The following is a 15,681-nucleotide window of genomic DNA, read 5'->3' on the forward strand; positions in this document are numbered from 1 at the left end:
TGTGAGACATCCCGACCCGACAACCCCTGGGAGGAGGTAGCATCCGGTGGCATTCTATAAAGGCATAACAGTGAGCCTGTTCACGGCGTTTCTGCTCTGGCTGGCGACCGCCGGCAGCGGCGCGGCCGAGGAAAAGTTCAATCTCGACTTCAAGGACATCGAACTTCCCGCCCTGGTGCAGGTGATCAGCGAAGTGACCGGGCGGAATTTCGTCTATGACGAAACCGTCAAGGGGAGCGTGACCGTCTCGTCTCCCCTGGAACTCAGCCGTAACGAAGCCTACAACCTCTTCCTCACGGTCCTCGGGGTGAAAGGTTTTACCGTCGTCCCGTCCGGCAAGATCCACAAAATCGTTCCCATCAAGGACGCCAAGGAGAGCACCCTGCCGGTAGGTGGCTGGGGGGGCGGTGAGCAGTTTGTCACCCGCCTGGTGCCGCTGCGCAATGCCGACGCCACTCTGCTGGCGACTACGGTGCTGCCGCCGCTGCTTCCCAAGACCAGTCACATCGCCGCCTTTGCCCCGGCCAACGCCCTGCTGATCACCGACAGCGCCGCCAACATCGAGCGCCTGGCCGGCATCGTCGGCGAACTGGATCGGGCCAGCGCCCTTGAACGGATCGAGGTGATTCCTCTGAGCCATGCCATGGCCGAAGAAGTCGCCAAGATCGCCAACCAGGTGCTCGCCCAAGGAGCGACAACCTCGCCCCGGGCCCGGGGTCTTGCCGCCCAGCCGGCCGGCGACGGCAGTCGCGTCGTCCCCTACGCCGCCACCAACATGCTGGTGGTCATGGCCTCCGACGAAGACATTCCCGGCATCCGCTCCCTGATCGAACGACTTGACCAGAAGCCTTCCCAGCAGCGCTCGCACATCAATGTCTATTATCTGGAAAACGCCGACGCCGAGGCCTTGGCCAAAACCCTGAGCGAAACCCTGAACAAGATCATGCCAGCGACCGCTCCCGCAGCCGCCGGCCAGCCCCCGGCCGCCGCCCCGACCAGCGGCAACGTCGGGATCATCGCCGACAAGCCGACCAATTCGCTGGTCATCAATGCCACCCCGGCGGATTACGACATCATCGAGGGCATCATCCGGCAACTCGACATCAAGCGCAAACAGGTCTTCGTCGAGGCGCTGATCCTCGAACTCTCCATGGACGCCACCAAAGAGCTCGGCGCTTCTCTTCAGGGCGGCATCGATGTCGGCAGCGACAGCGTAATCTTCGGTACCAGCAATCTCAACGGCGGGCCAGTGAACCTGGGCAGCCTAAGTCCTGACGACAATGGTGTTCCTTCCCTGTTGACCCAGTCGATCAACGGTATTCTCCTCGGTGGCCTCTTTAACCCCATCACCACTGTCATTAACGGCCAGGAGGTGACGATCCCTGCTCTCTCCGCCCTGATCGACCTCTCCAAGACCGACTCGGACATCAACATCCTTTCGGCCCCGCGCCTCCTCACCTCGGACAACGAGGAAGCGGAGATCATCGTCGGTTCGAACGTGCCGATCATCACCAACCGCCTGACCGATACCGGAGGCAGTGACGGTCTGGCGCAAAGCGTTTCCGTGGAGCGCAAGGACGTCGCCTTGACCCTGCGACTGACGCCCCAGATCACCGAAGGGGATCAGGTACGCCTGCAGGTGAACCAGGAGATCACCGACCTCGCCGCGACCAATGTCGGTGACGTCGACCAAGTCGGTCCGACCCTGACCAAGCGCTCGGTGCGCAACACCGTCCTGGCACAGGACGGCCGTACCATCATCCTTGGCGGACTGATCGGTACCAACCTGCAGAAGACCATCGCCAAGACCCCCTTCCTCGGCGACATCCCCGGGCTTGGCTGGCTCTTCAAACGGGAACGGACCGAAGAGAAGAAGACCAACCTGCTGGTCTTCATCACGCCCAAGATCATCCGCAACGCCGAAGACCTGCAGGAGGCGACCGATACCGCCTCCAAAGCCATGGACCTCTCCCGCATTCATGAAGTTTCCTCACCGGACGTGATCGACAACCTGCAACCCGCCGCCGCGGAAGCGGAGAATGGGTCGCGATGAGAACCTGGAAACGCCTGGGCGAGATTCTCGTCGCCAAGCACGGCATCGCCCCGCAAACTATCGAAGAGGCCCTGCCCGCCACCGCCGGAAGGGGCAAACGCCTGGGAGAAATCCTCCTTACCGCCAAGGCGATCAGCGAGACGCAGTTGGCCGAGGCTTTGGCCGACCAGCAGGGACTTCCCTGCCTGACCGCCATCCCCGGCGATCCCCCGGCGGAACTGCTGGCGCTGATCCCCATCGGCTATGCCAAGGAACACCGCATCTTCCCCCTGGGACGGGATGATCGCGGGCTGCGCCTGGCCATGGCCGACCCTCTCGACAGCCGTCCGCTCAACGACTTGGCAGTGCTCAGCGGCGAAACCATCCTGGTGACCGTCGCTCCGGCGACGGAGATCGTCGCCGCCATCAATCGCGGTTACGAGGGACGCGCCGAACGGGCCCGGGAAGTGGTGGAGGAGATCGGCGGCGAAGCGCGACTCGGCGACGGTCTGGAACCGGCCGACCTGCTCGACACCTCGGACGAGGCGCCGATCATCCGCTTCGTCAACAGCCTGATCACCCAGGGCTACAAGGAGCGGGCGAGCGATATTCACATCGAACCCTTTGAGAGCGAAGTGGTGGTGCGCTACCGCATCGACGGCATCCTTTACGAAGTCTTGCGGCCGCCGCGTCAGGCCCAAGCGAGCATCGTCTCGCGCATCAAGATCATGTCCGGTCTGAACATCGCCGAAAAACGCCTTCCCCAGGACGGCCGCTTCCGGGTGCGCATCGCCGGCAAGGATCTCGACGTGCGCGTTTCGACCCTGCCCACCGCCTTCGGTGAACGGGTGGTCATGCGCCTGCTTGAACAAAGCGCCAGCGTTCCGAGTCTGGAGGAGATCGGCATGGATGCCGAGATTCTCGAGCTGACCCTGCGCATGATCAGTAAGAGCCACGGCATCTTCCTCGTCACCGGCCCCACCGGAAGCGGCAAAACCACCACCCTCTACGCCGCCCTGAGCCGTTTGAACACCCAAGAAAAAAACATCATCACCGTCGAGGATCCGATCGAATACCAGCTCACCGGGGTTGGTCAGATCCAAGTCAATCCCAAGATCAACCTGACCTTCGCCACCGGCCTGCGCTCCATTTTACGTCAGGATCCGGACGTCATCATGGTCGGCGAGATCCGCGACGGCGAGACGGCGGAAATCGCCGTGCAGTCGGCCCTCACCGGGCACATGGTCTTTTCCACCCTGCACACCAACGACGCCGCCGGTGCCCTGACCCGGCTGGTGGAAATGGGCATCGAACCCTTCCTCGCTGCCTCCTCCATTGTCGGCATCCTCGCCCAGCGCCTGGTGCGCCGGATCTGCCCCGACTGCCGCGAGAGCTACCGGCCAAGCGCCGAGATGCTGCGAGAAATGGGGCTGACCGGAGCGGTACCGGCCGACGCCCTCCTCTACCGGGGCAAGGGGTGTCCGCGCTGCATGGGCATCGGCTACCGCGGGCGAACGGGCATCTACGAACTGCTGACCGTCGACGATGAGATCCGCGATCTCCTCCTGCGCAACAAGGACGCCGCCGGTATCAAGGCCGCCGCCGTCGCCCGGGGCATGCGGACCCTGCGGGATGCCGGTCTGGCCAAGGCCCTGCGCGGCGAAACGACCATCGAAGAGGTGCTCCGCGTCACTCAGGAGGAGACCTAGATCGTGCCCCTGTTCGAGTACGCCGGATTCGACGCCCAAGGCAAAAAGGTGGCGGGGACCGTCGAAGCGCCGGGGAAGAAGACGGCCACCCAGCAGCTGCGCGCCCGTGGCATCTTCCCGACCCGGCTCGCCGAGGGTGCGGCAACCGCACCCGGCGTCTCTTTGTTTTCGCGTCGATTCAGACCTTTCGCCGGCAAGGTTTCCCCCCAAGAGCTGGCCGCCACCACCCGCCAGCTTGCTACCCTGCTTGGCGCCGGACTCCCCCTTGACGAAGCCCTCGCCACCCTGGCCGGACAGCTGGCCGCCTCCCCTTTGGGCCGCGCCCTGGGAGCGGTGCGCGGCGAGGTTCTGCAGGGGAGCGAACTGCACCGGACGCTGGCTCGGCACCCCGCCATCTTCTCCCCGCTCTTCATCAATATGACCGAGGTCGGAGAACACAGCGGCACTCTCGATCAGGTCCTCGGGCAGTTGGCCGACTTCCTTGAGGATCAGGCCCGGCTCCGTTCCCGTTTACAGTCGGCCCTGGCCTACCCCATTCTCATGGGCGTGATCGGCAGCGCAGTCCTGGTCTTTCTCATCACCTTCGTCGTGCCCAAGGTCACGCGCATGCTCGAAGATCTGGGGCAGAGCCTGCCCCTGCCGACGCGCCTGCTCATTGCCGGCAGCGACTTTCTCGCCGGCTGGTGGTGGCTGCTCCTGCTCCTGGCCGGCGGCGCCGTCCTGGCGGCTCGGCGCTATGCCCGAAGCGAAGCGGGACGGCTGAAACTCGACCGGTTGAGCTTGCAACTGCCCCTTTTCGGCTCTCTCAACCTGCTTCTCGCCACCGCCCGCCTGAGCCGGACCCTGGGCACCCTGCTGCACGCCGGTGTGCCGCTGCTCAAGGCCCTGGCCATCGCCGTCAACCTGCTCCCCAACCGGGTTCTGCGCCAGGCGGTAGAGGAGGCCATCGACGCGGTACGCGAGGGTGAGAGCCTGGCGGAACCGCTTAAGCGCTCGGGGGTCTTTCCACCGATGATGGCGCAGATGGCGGCGGTCGGCGAGCGCAGCGGCGAACTGGAGGGAATGCTGCTGCGGGTGGCGGAGACTTACGAGCATCAGGTGGAGTTGCGCATCGCCGGACTCCTCTCCCTGCTCGAACCGGTGATGATCCTGGTCATGGGTACCGCCGTCGGCTTCATCGTTCTCGCCATCCTCCTCCCCATCTTCCAAGCCAGTCAGGGGATGGGGTAGGGAAGACAGAAAAAAGGCTGAAGACTGAAGGCTGAAGGATTTTGAGTCTCTTACTGACCCCTTTTTCCTCGCGCCTGTAATTGCTGGTCGGAAATCAACACAGGAGTTATGCAAATGAAAAAATCGCTTTTACGCGGCAATCGCGGCTTCACCCTCATCGAAATCATGGTCGTCGTCGTCATTCTCGGCATTCTCGCCGCCATCGTCGTTCCCCGCCTGCTGGAACGTCCCGAAGAGGCGCGGCGGACCAAGGCGGCAGTGGATATCAAGGGGCTGGAGGAGGCGATCGGCCTCTTCAAACTCGACAACGGCTTCTACCCCAGCACCGAGCAGGGCCTGCAATCCCTGGTCACGAAGCCGGAGACCGGACGCATCCCGCCCCGCTACCACGAAGGCGGCTATCTGAAAAAAGTCCCCGCCGACCCCTGGGGCAATCCCTACATCTATCTGTCGCCGGGCATTCACGGCGACTTCGACATCATCTCCTACGGCGGCGACGGCGAAGCGGGGGGGGAAGGCAACAACGCGGATGTCAACAGCTGGGAACTGGAATAACGCACGGGGTTTCACCCTGATCGAAACGGCGCTGGCGGTGCTCCTCATCGCCCTCTTCAGCGTCCTGAGCATCCCGCTCATGGGACGGCTCGGCGACGGCGCCCTCGACAGCGCGGCGCGGCGCCTGGCCGGCACGGTGAAATATCTCTACAACGAGTCCGCCCTCTCGGGCCGCCCCTACCGGCTGACGTTCGATCTGGAGAATGACACCTTTTGGGCGGCGCGCCTGGAAGTCGACGGTACCCTGACCGATGAGGGAACGGGGCCGGCCCGGGAACAGCGCCTCAAGGGCGGGGTGCACTTCCGGAACCTGAGCATCACCGGGCGCGGCACCTTCAGCAGCGGCGAGATTACCGCCGAGATTCTGCCGGTGGGCTATATGGAGGAAACGACCATCCGCCTTGACGACGACCGGGAACGGATTTTGACCCTGCGCATCAACCCCTTCACCGGCACCACGGAAATCCATGAGGGGGATCGTGAATTCTGAGCGACACCGGCAACCGGCCGGGTTCACCCTGCTCGAAGTGATGATCGCCCTGGCCGTCGCCGGCATCGCCCTGATCGCCCTGCTGGCTCTGAGCAACCGCTCTATCGCGGTCAACGCGCGCCTGCAGAAGATCACCCAGGCGACGTTGCTGGCTCAAGACAAGATGGGGGAGACGGAAGCAGCCTTTGAAAGCGGAACACTGAGCGAGGACGCAAGCGAAGGGGTTTTTGATCCCCCCTTCGAGGACTTCCGCTGGCGCATCGCCTTTGAACCGACCCCGATCCCTTCGATCCGCATGGTCACGGTGCGGGTTCTCTGGGGGGATGAGAAAAAGAACGAAGAGGTGACAATTGACTCCTTCCTCTTCTAGGCGGCGAACCGGCCGCAACCACTCCGCGGGCTTTACCCTGATCGAAGTACTGCTCGCGGTGGCCCTCACCAGTTTGGTGTTGCTCGCGGTCTACGGCGTCTTCGCTTCGGTCGACGGCACCCGCCGGCGCTTAAGCGACGACAGCGAAGCCTATCATCGCGCCCGGGTGATTTTTGACCGTATCGGCCGGGAAGTCCGCGGCGCCTACCTCGTACCCGGCAACGTCGAGACCTTTCTCGAAGGACGCGGCGGCGATATCCGTGAACCCTCGCTGACCCTGACGACCACCGCCACCACCCCCCAGGGGAACGGCGGCGGGCTCTCCCAGGTCCGCTACGAATGGCTGGAAGACCCTGAAAACAGCCGGGAAACCCTGGTCCTGATGCGCCGTGAACGCGGCGTCCAGCAGCCGGAAGAGAGGGATGAAGAGGGCTACCGTCTCGCCATCGGCATCGAGGAGGCATATCTGCGCTTTCATGACGGCACGGAGTGGAAAGACAACTGGGATTCCCGCAGCCAGGGGCCGCCGCAACGGGTCGAGATCGCCATGCGCATCCGCTCCGGCGAAATCGCCGTTCCCTTCCGGTCGAGTTTCGAACTGCCGGTCATCCAGGGGCGACGATGAGAATCCTGCGTCAGCAATCGGGGATGGTGCTGCTGCTGGTGCTGGTGGTGGTGACCCTGCTCAGCGCTTTGGTGATTGAGCTGGCCTTTTCAACCCTGGTCGATCTGCGCCTCACTGAAACCTTCCGCGACACCAGCCGCGCCTACTATCTGGCCAAGGGCGGAGTGCGAGCCGGGCGAGGGATTCTGCGCATGGACAGCAACGGCTATGACGCCCCGAACGATCCGGCGGAGCTCTGGAGCCTGGGGGTCGCCCAGTATCCGGTGGCCGAGGGGTACCTTTCGGTCACCATTGAGGACCTAGGGGGGCGCATCAATCTCAACGCTCTGGTCAGCGCCGGCAACGTCAATCCGGTGATTAAGTCCCGACTAATGCGCCTCTTCGACGAATTAGCCCTTTCCACCGGCGAAGAACTGATCGCTGCGCTCATCGACTGGCTCGATCCGGACGATCGGGTGTACGTCGATCCCGAGGGACGGCGGGCGATGGGTGCCGAGACCGGCGCTTATCTGGGCGGAGAAAAACCGGTTCGGTGCAAAAACGGCCCCCTGGACAATCTTGAGGAACTCCTCCTGGTGCGCGGCTTCACCCCGGAAATCTTTAAAGAAATCGCCCCCTTCGTGCGCCTCCACGGCAATGACAAGATCAATGTCAACAGCGCCCCCGCCGAAGTGCTCATGGCCTTGTCGGAGGATCCGGAGATCACCCGCGACGCGGCCGAGGCAATCATCGAACGACGCTCGGAGACGCCCTTCAAAAGTCCGGCGGAACTGGGCTGGATCAACGAACTGCCCGGCCTCGCCAATCTGCTGCGCGAACCCTTCACCGTGACCAGCGACATCTACCGCATCGAAGCCACGGCCACGGTCAACGACGGCGTCCGCCGAGCTGAGGCCGTCGTCAACAAAACCGGCGACCAACTGCTCTATCTGAAAGTGGATTAGGAGAATCATGGCGAGACGACTGATCGGCATCGATATTGACGCCCGGCATATGCGTGCCGTTTTAATCGAGGAAAGCCAGGGCAAACGGACCCTGATCGACGCCCGACGCGAGCCCCGGACCGAGGGCGAGGATCCGGCGGAAAGCCTGCGCCGCCTCCTCGGCGAAACCCGTCTCGGCGACCGGATGGCCACCGCCCTCCCCGCCGGATGCACCTATTTCCGGCGACTGAGCTTCCCTTTCGCCGAAGAGAAAAAAATCTCCGCCGCGCTCCCCATGGCCTTTTCCCTACAGTTACCTGTCACCGGCGAGAGTTTCGGCTTCGCCATGGAGAAGGCCATCCCCGGGGAAGCGGGCTTCACCCTGGCGGCGGCGGCCGTGGACCGAGCCACCATCGCTGCTACCCTGGAGCCTTTCGACCGCCGGGATATCCCCCTCAACATCCTCGGCCTGACCCCCCACAGTCACGTCCGGGGCCTGGGGGAGATGATGCCCGACGGCCTCCTCGCCATCCTCGGTGAGGCGGAAGGCTCCCTGGCCCTGGTCGACGGCGGCGCGGTCGTCGATCACCGGTTGCTGCCCCCAGCCGTCCTCAGCGACAGCGTCCGACTGAGCGAGGAGATGTGCCGCGCCGGCAATGCCCTGCGCGCCGCCCACGGTCTGGAACATCCGGCCTGGCTGTTGATCGGCAGCGGCGCCACGGAGCACCTTGTCCAGGCGCTGCTTGAGGCAGGTGAGGCGGCGACAACCCCTCGGGTCGAACTGCACGGAGAACCCCTGCCGGCGGAATTCCTGCCGGCCTTTGCCCTGGCCCGGCGGGCCGGGATCAGTGAGCGGGAACGAGCCTTCAACCTGCGCACCGGCGAGTTCGCTTTAAAGAGCGAATGGGGACGGCTGAAAAAACGCTTGGCGGGCATGGCCGCCCTGCTCGGCTTCTCCCTGCTGCTGCTCGGCGTCTCGGCCTATCTCGATTACGCGCAGAAGGCCCGCGTCGCCGAAAACCTGCGCGAGGAAATGCATCAACTCTTCCGCGCGACCTTCCCCGGTAACCAAGCGATCGTCGATGCCCCCTTGCAGATGCGCGCGCAGCTGGAAGAGCTGCGCAAAATCAGCGGGCTGCTCGGCACTGGCGAGGGGCCTTCGGCCCTGTTTGCTCTCGATGATATCTCGCGCCGCACCCCCGCCGATCTCACCGTCGATATCCGCGAGTTCACCTACACGGCGGAAGCGGTACGCCTCGAAGGGATAACCGCTTCCTTCGACGCCATCAACCGTTTCAGCGACAGTCTGCGCCAATCCCCCCTCTTCGCCGAGGTGCGCATCGACGACGCACGCATGAGCCTGGACGGCAAACAGGTCGATTTCCGTCTCACCCTTCCGTTGCGCAAGGAGCCTTAAGCGATGTTCCAACAGCTGAGCCAACGCGAACGCCTGATCCTCCTCGCCGGCGGCCTCTTCCTGCTGGCGGTGCTTACCTGGTTCGCCGTCATCTCCCCCTACCGTCAGGCCATGGACGGCCTCGACGGAAAGATTGGCGCCCGGCAGCAACAGCTGGCCGAACTGCGCAACATGCAAGAGCAGTATTTTGAGCTGAAGCAGAGCCTCGACCGGGCCGAGCGGCAAATGGAACAGGCCACCACCTTCTCCATCTTTGCTTTCATGGAAAATCTGGCGGCACGCCATGTCGATCGCGCCAACCTGGTTTCCATGCGCCCGCAACCGGCGCTGGAAAGGGAAGGCTTCCGCGAAGAATCGGTGGAAATCAAACTCGAACGGGTTGCCCTGGGACAGCTGGTCGGCCTGTTGCGCGACATGGAGACCGCCGAATCCCCCTTGCAGGTAAAGAGCCTGCGTATCAAAACCCGCTTCGACGATAAGCGTCGCCTCGATTCGGTGCTGACCGTCGCCGCGTACGGAAGAAACCGATGAAACGCTGGAATCCCTTCCATCGCCACGCCGCCAACGGTCAGCCCGGTGCGACCGGACGCGGCCCCTTGCTCATGCTCCTTTTAGCCCTGCCGGTCCTGCTCTGCGGTTGGCTCGCGGGGCTGCTCATCGACTTTCCCTCACCGGCCCTGGAAGCGCGCCTGGAGCAGGAAGTGAACAGCCGCCTGCGAGGCCAGGGACGACTGGAACTTGAAGGGCTGACACCACAACTCCCCTTCACCATCGGCGTCCGCGCGGGCACCTTGAACCTGGTCCAACCGGCCATGGCGATCACGGCCGAAGATCTCGTCGCCGCGCCCCTCTGGCGCTCTCTTCTCGGCGGCAATCCCGGTTTGAGTTTTTCTGCCCAACTGCTGGGCGGGGAGGCCCAGGGCTTCGCCCGCCGCGACGGCGAGCTCGACCTGAAACTGCGCGACCTGCGCCTTGCCTTCCCGCTGCTGGAAAATTCACAGCTGGCGATTGAAGGGGTTCTGACCCAAGGCGCCTTTACGGGTCTCTGGCCCCCTCGGGACGGAAGCGAGAGCCGCTTGGCCCTGACCCTGACCGGGGTCCGTCTCACCGGACTGAGCACCCTCGGCGCCCAGGGTGACGCTTTGGAACTGGGCAACCTGGAACTGGTCGGCACCGGTCAGGGAAAATCCTTCAAAATCGAACGGCTGGAAGGGCGGGACGGTCACCTGATCGGGACCGGCAGCGGTTCGCTGCTCCTCGCCGACAATTTCCCCGCCAGCCGGATGAATCTGACCCTGAACCTGAAAACCACGGCGGAAATGGACGGAGAACTCCGGAAGCTGCTCACCCTGCTCGCCCCCCCCGCCGCCGATGGCAGCCTTACCTTGCGCCTTTCCGGCACCCTCGCCCGCCCCAACCTGAATTAAAAAAGGCCGGTCAGCGACCGGCCTTTTCTCAACCCCCTTCAATCCCCCCTTGTCAGGGGGGAAGAATTTCCTATTCCCTCCCCCCCCACTTTCTACCCACCCAGCTCCCGCGACCGTTCCGTGGCCCTGGCCACAGCGTCCATCAGGGTTGCCCGCAGGCCTCCCTCTTCCAGAGCCTGGACGCCAGCGATCGTGGTGCCGCCGGGGGAACAGACCTTGTCGCGCAATACCGCCGGATGTTCGCCGCCCTCCTTGACCATGCGCGCCGCGCCGAAGAGGGTCTGGGTCGCGAGCATCAGGGCCGTGTGCCGGGGCAGACCCTGAAGTACGCCGCCGTCGGCGAGAGCCTCGATGACGGTGAAGACATAGGCCGGACCGGAACCGGAAAGCCCGGTCACGGCATCCATCTGCCCTTCGTCGACAATCTGAACGATGCCGACGGTTTCGAACAGATGCTGGGCGGTGCGCAGATCGGCGACGCGGGCGTGGCGGCCGGAGCAGAGGGCGGTGGCACCGGCGCCGACCAGGGCCGGGGTGTTGGGCATGGCGCGGATGATCCGTCGCGGTCCGCCGAGAAGCCGCTCCAGCTCAGGGGTGCCGACTCCGGCAAGGATGGAGATCAGCAGCTTGTCGTCGCTGAAGAGTTCGCCAAACCCGGCCAGCGCCGTTTCCCGCACTTGGGGCTTGACCGCCAGCACCAGCAGGTCGCAGTCTCTGACCAGTTCCCGATTGTCGCTGATCACCCGGACGCCGTAACGATCCTCCAGCAAGCGCCGCCGCTCGTCGCTGGGCTCGGCGACCAGTAGCCGGGCCACGGGGAAGGCGCCGCCGAGCAGCCCCTTGATGATGGCCTCGGCCATGTTGCCGCCTCCGATAAATCCGATTTTGTCGATTTTTTCCATGGGGGTTTCCCTTCCTTTCGTCGTCAACAAGACCTCTTCAGTAAAGCGAAAAGCCTTATCTCTGTCAAGGGTTGTGCCCAGCGCCCGCAAGGATGAAAAAACCATTGACCCCTCGGGGCTTTAGCGGTATAACGCCCCGGTTCCGCCGCGCGCGGGACGTCCTTACCCGCAGCCGGGATTGCGGTCGCAACGGGAACTTGCTACTGTAAAAAAAACCTTTCCCGAAAGCGCCGCTATCGGCATGAGGGCGGCTAAATCCTTCCTTCCCTCGCCCCTTTCTTTTTCAGCCCCTTGATCCAGGAGAACTCATCGCCATGAATCCTCGCACCACACCCCGCTGGACGGTGGAAAAGTCCGCGGAACTTTATGGCATCCGGCGCTGGGGCGCCGGCTTTTTCGACATGGACGCCAACGGCGACATCACGGTCAAGGTGAAATTCCCCAACGGTGAGGTCGCGGTCTCTCTCATGGAAATCGCCCGGGGCATCGCCCAGCGCGATCACGCCATGCCGGTATTGCTGCGTATTGAGAATCTGCTTGACGCCCGGATTATCTACCTCAACGAAACCTTCCGTGAAGCTATCGCCGAAACGGGCTACCAGGGGGAATACCGGGGCGTCTTCCCGGTCAAGGTCAACCAGCAGAGCCACGTCATCGAGGAGATCACTCGCTTCGGCGCCCGCTACGGCCACGGCCTCGAAGCCGGGAGCAAGGCCGAGCTGGTGCTGGCTATGGCCTCCCTGCAACCGGGTGCCCTGCTCATCTGCAACGGCTACAAGGATGAGGAATTCATCGATCTCGGCCTGCGCGCCACCCGCCTCGGCTATCGTTGCTTCTTCGTCATCGAATCGCCGGCCGAGCTGGACATCGTCATCGCCCGCAGCCGCGCCCTTGGTGTGCGTCCGCTGATCGGCGCCCGCGCCAAGGTCTACGCCAAGGTCGGCGGCCAGTGGACGGAATCGAGTGGCGACCGCAGCAGCTTCGGCCTCAGCTCGACCCAGCTCATCGAGATCTTCGAAAAACTTAACGACCTGGGGATGATCGACTGCCTGCAACTGCTCCACTGCCATCTCGGCTCGCAGATCCCCAACCTCGCCGACATCCGCGCCGGGGTGCTCGAGGCCTGCCGCTACTACGCAGCGCTGGTCAAGGAAGGCGCGCCCATGGGCTACCTCGATTTCGGCGGCGGCCTGGCTGTCGACTATCTCGGCACCCAAAGCATTCATCCCCACTCGCGCAACTATGACTTGGCCGACTACTGCCGCGCCATCATCGACGTCATTCGCGCCACTTTCGACGTACAGGGGATCAAGCACCCGCACATCGTCACCGAATCGGGACGGGCAACCGTCGCCTTCTCCTCGGTGCTGATGTTCAACATCCTCGATGTCATGCACTTCGAGGCGGTCTCCCTCCCCGACACCCTGCCCGAGGGGAGCCACAAGCGACTGCGCCATCTCTTCGACCTGTGCGAGGATATCGAGGATCACAACCTGGCCGACCGCTACACCGAGGCGTTGGCCATCCGCGGGCAGATCCGCGACCTCTTCCGCCAGGGGCAAATCAGTCTGCGCGAACGCTCCCTCTCGGAAAACATATTCCTCGCCTTGGCCCAGTCCATCGCCGGGCGCATCGACGGCCTCGACGAGATCCCCGCCGGGCTTGAAGGGCTGCGGCAGAGTCTCTCGGACATCTATTACGGCAATTTCAGCGTCTTCCAGTCGCTGCCCGACACCTGGGCGATCAACCAGATCTTCCCCATCGTTCCCCTGCACCGCAATGGCGAGGCGCCGACCCGCGAAGCGATCATCGCCGACCTCACCTGCGACAGCGACGGCAAGGTCGACACCTTCATCACCGGTCGCGGGGTGCGGCCGACCCTGCCCTTGCACGCCGTCAACCCCAACGAAGAATACCTGCTCGGTGTCTTTCTGGTCGGCGCCTACCAAGAAACCCTCGGCGACCTGCACAACCTGCTCGGCGATACCAACATCGTCAGCGTGCGCATCAACGAGGACGGCAGCTACGACGTCATGAAGGAGATCGAAGGGGACAGCATCGCCGACGTGCTCAGCTACGTCGAATACAACCCCCAGGCGCTCTTCGAGAATTTTCGCGCCATCGCCGAGGTGGCGGTGCGCGAGAAACGGATTCGCGTCGAGGAGCGACAGCAGATTCTCAACGAGTTCTCCGCCAGCTTGCAGGGTTACACCTATTTCGAGAAGTAGCCGAACGACCGCTCTTTTGGCCGAATCGTGCAAAAGGCGCTTTTCTTTCGAGAAAAGCGCTTTTGTTTTTGTGCAGAAGGGAGAAGCAGGGACGTGAAGGCGGCATTAATCGTCCGCCAAACGCGGGCTTTTGATACGCAAACGCGGAGAGCCGGTGATCAGGCGCGCCCCTTTGTGGAAAGAGGCGTAGTGCCAGATCCACGAGAACATGACGAAGACCCGGCGGCGGAAACCAACGAGACAGAAGATATGGATCAGCGACCAGAGCAGCCAGGCGAACGTTCCGGCGAACTTGTGCTTGCCGATGGCAGCCACCGCCTTGAAACGGCCGATGGTCGCCATCGTTCCCTTGTCGTGATAAACGAAGGCGGGACGGGTCGGCGGGGTGATTTCACCAACGATTTCACGGCGGATCACGCTGGCGACGAACTCCCCCATCTGCTTGGCCGCTGGCGCCACCCCCGGCACCGGCGCGCCGCTGGTCGAATCAACCACATGGGCGAGGTCGCCGACCACGAAGATTTCCGGATGTCCCGGCACGGAGAGATCGGGGGCAACCTTGACCCGCCCGGCCCGGTCGAGATTGGTCTTCAGCCATTGCGCCGCCGGTGACCCCTGGACTCCGGCCGCCCAGATGACGTTGGCGGTGGCGAGACGCTCTTCGCCGATATGAGAACCGCACCCTCCTCCATCTCCCTCACCAGGCTGTTCAGACGCACCTTCACCCCCATTTCGCGCAGTTTCCGCTCGGCGCGGCGGCTCATCGCTGGAGCAGCCGATCCGCCGCCTCGACCAAGATCACACGAGCGGCGGTGGTGTCAATGTAACGGAAGTCGTGAGGAATGGTGCGGGCGGCGATCTCCATCAGCGCACCCGCCAGTTCTACCCCGGTCGGCCCGCCACCGACCACCACAAAGGTCAGATCCCCGCGCCGGATCTCCTCATCCGCCTCACATTCCGCCTCCTCGAAGGCAAGCAGAATGCGCCGGCGGATCTCCAGGGCATCATCGATGGTCTTCAGGCCCGGGGCGATTTCTTCCCAGTCGTCTTTGCCAAAGTAGGAATGGGTGGCGCCGGTAGCGAGAATCAGGTAGTCGTAATGGGCCGACCCATTGTTGAAACACACCTCGTGCCACCCGAGGTCGATATCGATCAACTCGGCCAGACGCACCTCGGCGTTGACCTGATCCTTGAGGATGTTGCGGATCGGCGAAGCGATGTCCGCCGGCGAGAGCACCGCCGTCGCCACCTGATAAAGCAGCGGCTGGAAAAGATGGTAGTTCCGGCGGTCGGCGACCAGTACCGACACCGGCGTGTCGCGCAAGGCCTTGGCCGCGTTGATGCCGGCGAAACCGCCGCCGATGATGACCACCCGGGGACGGTGAGTAGGGGCGATATCAGGCTTGTCCATGGCAAATCCTCCGCGAAAAAGTCAGGATTAAAGAATAGCACAACCGCTGCTTTTTTCCTTCACCAACTCCCCACAACCAACGCTCCCCGGAAGACTCCAGGCGCATCCGTTATTTCTTTGTTTCATCCTGCTCGCCCTGCTGCTGAATGCCTGCCGCGCCGTGGGAAAACCGGCCCCGGTCGCTGGCGGACAGATCCTCCTGGTCCTCGCGCCAAGCCCGGCGCACCGCTTCGGTGGCGATATCCGGAATAGAACGACCGGCAGTCGCGGATTTCATGTGCAGGACGCAATGGAGATGAGCTCGAAATCGAAGGGTCGGGGAAAAACTTGGGGGGGGGAAGGGAGGGGAGGAAAAAAATTTA

General features: G+C 63.5%; 16 protein-coding genes. 12 read left to right on the forward strand and 4 right to left on the reverse strand.

Going from position 1 to position 15,681, the window contains the following annotated elements; all coding sequences use genetic code 11:
• Positions 1-46: 46 nt before the first annotated feature.
• From gspD to gspN, 11 genes are all read left to right on the forward strand, one after another.
• Positions 47-2,053 (forward strand): type II secretion system secretin GspD, encoded by a 2,007-nt coding sequence (gene gspD / locus RBR25_RS00530; RefSeq protein ID WP_432817563.1) that lies wholly within the window; start codon positions 47-49, stop codon positions 2,051-2,053.
• Complete coding sequence (gspE, locus tag RBR25_RS00535; RefSeq protein WP_432817564.1) at positions 2,050-3,741, forward strand: type II secretion system ATPase GspE; 1,692 nt, start codon at positions 2,050-2,052, stop codon at positions 3,739-3,741. Before gspD ends, gspE begins: the two co-directional genes overlap by 4 nt.
• A gap of 3 nt (positions 3,742-3,744) precedes the next feature.
• On the forward strand, positions 3,745-4,971 hold the full coding sequence (gene gspF, locus RBR25_RS00540; RefSeq protein WP_432817565.1) for a type II secretion system inner membrane protein GspF: 1,227 nt from the start codon (positions 3,745-3,747) through the stop codon (positions 4,969-4,971).
• A gap of 108 nt (positions 4,972-5,079) precedes the next feature.
• A complete protein-coding gene (gspG, locus tag RBR25_RS00545) occupies positions 5,080-5,526 on the forward strand; it encodes a type II secretion system major pseudopilin GspG (protein ID WP_432817566.1) in 447 nt (148 codons plus the stop codon).
• The gene (locus RBR25_RS00550) at positions 5,501-6,016 is read left to right on the forward strand and encodes a pilus assembly FimT family protein (RefSeq protein WP_432817567.1); all 516 of its coding nucleotides are present in this window, start codon (positions 5,501-5,503) and stop codon (positions 6,014-6,016) included. The genes gspG and RBR25_RS00550 overlap by 26 nt, the downstream gene beginning before the upstream one ends.
• Positions 6,006-6,386, forward strand: a complete 381-nt coding sequence (locus RBR25_RS00555) for a type IV pilus modification PilV family protein (RefSeq protein WP_432817568.1) — start codon at positions 6,006-6,008, stop codon at positions 6,384-6,386. Before RBR25_RS00550 ends, RBR25_RS00555 begins: the two co-directional genes overlap by 11 nt.
• On the forward strand, positions 6,367-7,011 hold the full coding sequence (locus RBR25_RS00560) for a type II secretion system protein GspJ (RefSeq protein ID WP_432817569.1): 645 nt from the start codon (positions 6,367-6,369) through the stop codon (positions 7,009-7,011). The genes RBR25_RS00555 and RBR25_RS00560 overlap by 20 nt, the downstream gene beginning before the upstream one ends.
• Positions 7,008-7,955, forward strand: coding sequence for a type II secretion system minor pseudopilin GspK (gene gspK, locus RBR25_RS00565; protein WP_432817570.1), 948 nt, complete (start codon positions 7,008-7,010; stop codon positions 7,953-7,955). The genes RBR25_RS00560 and gspK overlap by 4 nt, the downstream gene beginning before the upstream one ends.
• 7 nt (positions 7,956-7,962) lie before the next feature.
• Complete coding sequence (gene gspL, locus RBR25_RS00570; protein WP_432817571.1) at positions 7,963-9,351, forward strand: type II secretion system protein GspL; 1,389 nt, start codon at positions 7,963-7,965, stop codon at positions 9,349-9,351.
• A gap of 3 nt (positions 9,352-9,354) precedes the next feature.
• Entirely contained in the window at positions 9,355-9,882 is a 528-nt protein-coding gene (gene gspM / locus RBR25_RS00575; protein ID WP_432817572.1) for a type II secretion system protein GspM, read from the forward strand.
• Entirely contained in the window at positions 9,879-10,778 is a 900-nt protein-coding gene (gspN, locus tag RBR25_RS00580; protein ID WP_432817573.1) for a type II secretion system protein GspN, read from the forward strand. Before gspM ends, gspN begins: the two co-directional genes overlap by 4 nt.
• A 92-nt stretch (positions 10,779-10,870) precedes the next feature.
• Here the strand turns inward: gspN and proC are convergent, their stop codons facing one another.
• The gene (proC, locus tag RBR25_RS00585; RefSeq protein ID WP_432817574.1) at positions 10,871-11,680 is read right to left on the reverse strand and encodes a pyrroline-5-carboxylate reductase; all 810 of its coding nucleotides are present in this window, start codon (positions 11,678-11,680) and stop codon (positions 10,871-10,873) included.
• 314 nt (positions 11,681-11,994) lie between these two features.
• On the opposite strand from proC, the gene speA reads away from it, so the two are divergent.
• Positions 11,995-13,908, forward strand: coding sequence for a biosynthetic arginine decarboxylase (speA, locus tag RBR25_RS00590; protein WP_432817575.1), 1,914 nt, complete (start codon positions 11,995-11,997; stop codon positions 13,906-13,908).
• Between the two features lie 105 nt (positions 13,909-14,013).
• Here speA and RBR25_RS00595 read toward each other — a convergent pair whose 3' ends face one another.
• From RBR25_RS00595 to RBR25_RS00605, 3 genes are all read right to left on the reverse strand, one after another.
• The gene (locus RBR25_RS00595; protein ID WP_432817576.1) at positions 14,014-14,448 is read right to left on the reverse strand and encodes a hypothetical protein; all 435 of its coding nucleotides are present in this window, start codon (positions 14,446-14,448) and stop codon (positions 14,014-14,016) included.
• 220 nt (positions 14,449-14,668) lie between these two features.
• A complete protein-coding gene (locus RBR25_RS00600; RefSeq protein WP_432817577.1) occupies positions 14,669-15,319 on the reverse strand; it encodes an NAD(P)/FAD-dependent oxidoreductase in 651 nt (216 codons plus the stop codon).
• A gap of 109 nt (positions 15,320-15,428) precedes the next feature.
• A complete protein-coding gene (locus RBR25_RS00605) occupies positions 15,429-15,596 on the reverse strand; it encodes a hypothetical protein (RefSeq protein ID WP_432817578.1) in 168 nt (55 codons plus the stop codon).
• Between the last annotated feature and the right edge of the window lie 85 nt (positions 15,597-15,681).

Origin of the sequence: Trichloromonas sp. (genome assembly GCF_034006665.1) — a bacterium.
Taxonomy (GTDB): Bacteria; Desulfobacterota; Desulfuromonadia; order Desulfuromonadales; family Trichloromonadaceae; genus Trichloromonas.

Coding starts and splice junctions, on each gene's coding strand:
- gspM (WP_432817572.1), top strand. CDS start 9,355: ATGTTCCAACAGCTGAGCCAACGCGAACGCCTGATCCTCCTCGCCGGC.
- gspK (WP_432817570.1), top strand. CDS start 7,008: ATGAGAATCCTGCGTCAGCAATCGGGGATGGTGCTGCTGCTGGTGCTG.
- proC (WP_432817574.1), bottom strand. CDS start 11,680: ATGGAAAAAATCGACAAAATCGGATTTATCGGAGGCGGCAACATGGCC.
- speA (WP_432817575.1), top strand. CDS start 11,995: ATGAATCCTCGCACCACACCCCGCTGGACGGTGGAAAAGTCCGCGGAA.
- RBR25_RS00550 (WP_432817567.1), top strand. CDS start 5,501: ATGTCAACAGCTGGGAACTGGAATAACGCACGGGGTTTCACCCTGATC.
- RBR25_RS00605 (WP_432817578.1), bottom strand. CDS start 15,596: ATGAAATCCGCGACTGCCGGTCGTTCTATTCCGGATATCGCCACCGAA.
- gspN (WP_432817573.1), top strand. CDS start 9,879: ATGAAACGCTGGAATCCCTTCCATCGCCACGCCGCCAACGGTCAGCCC.
- gspE (WP_432817564.1), top strand. CDS start 2,050: ATGAGAACCTGGAAACGCCTGGGCGAGATTCTCGTCGCCAAGCACGGC.
- gspG (WP_432817566.1), top strand. CDS start 5,080: ATGCAAATGAAAAAATCGCTTTTACGCGGCAATCGCGGCTTCACCCTC.
- gspL (WP_432817571.1), top strand. CDS start 7,963: ATGGCGAGACGACTGATCGGCATCGATATTGACGCCCGGCATATGCGT.
- RBR25_RS00600 (WP_432817577.1), bottom strand. CDS start 15,319: ATGGACAAGCCTGATATCGCCCCTACTCACCGTCCCCGGGTGGTCATC.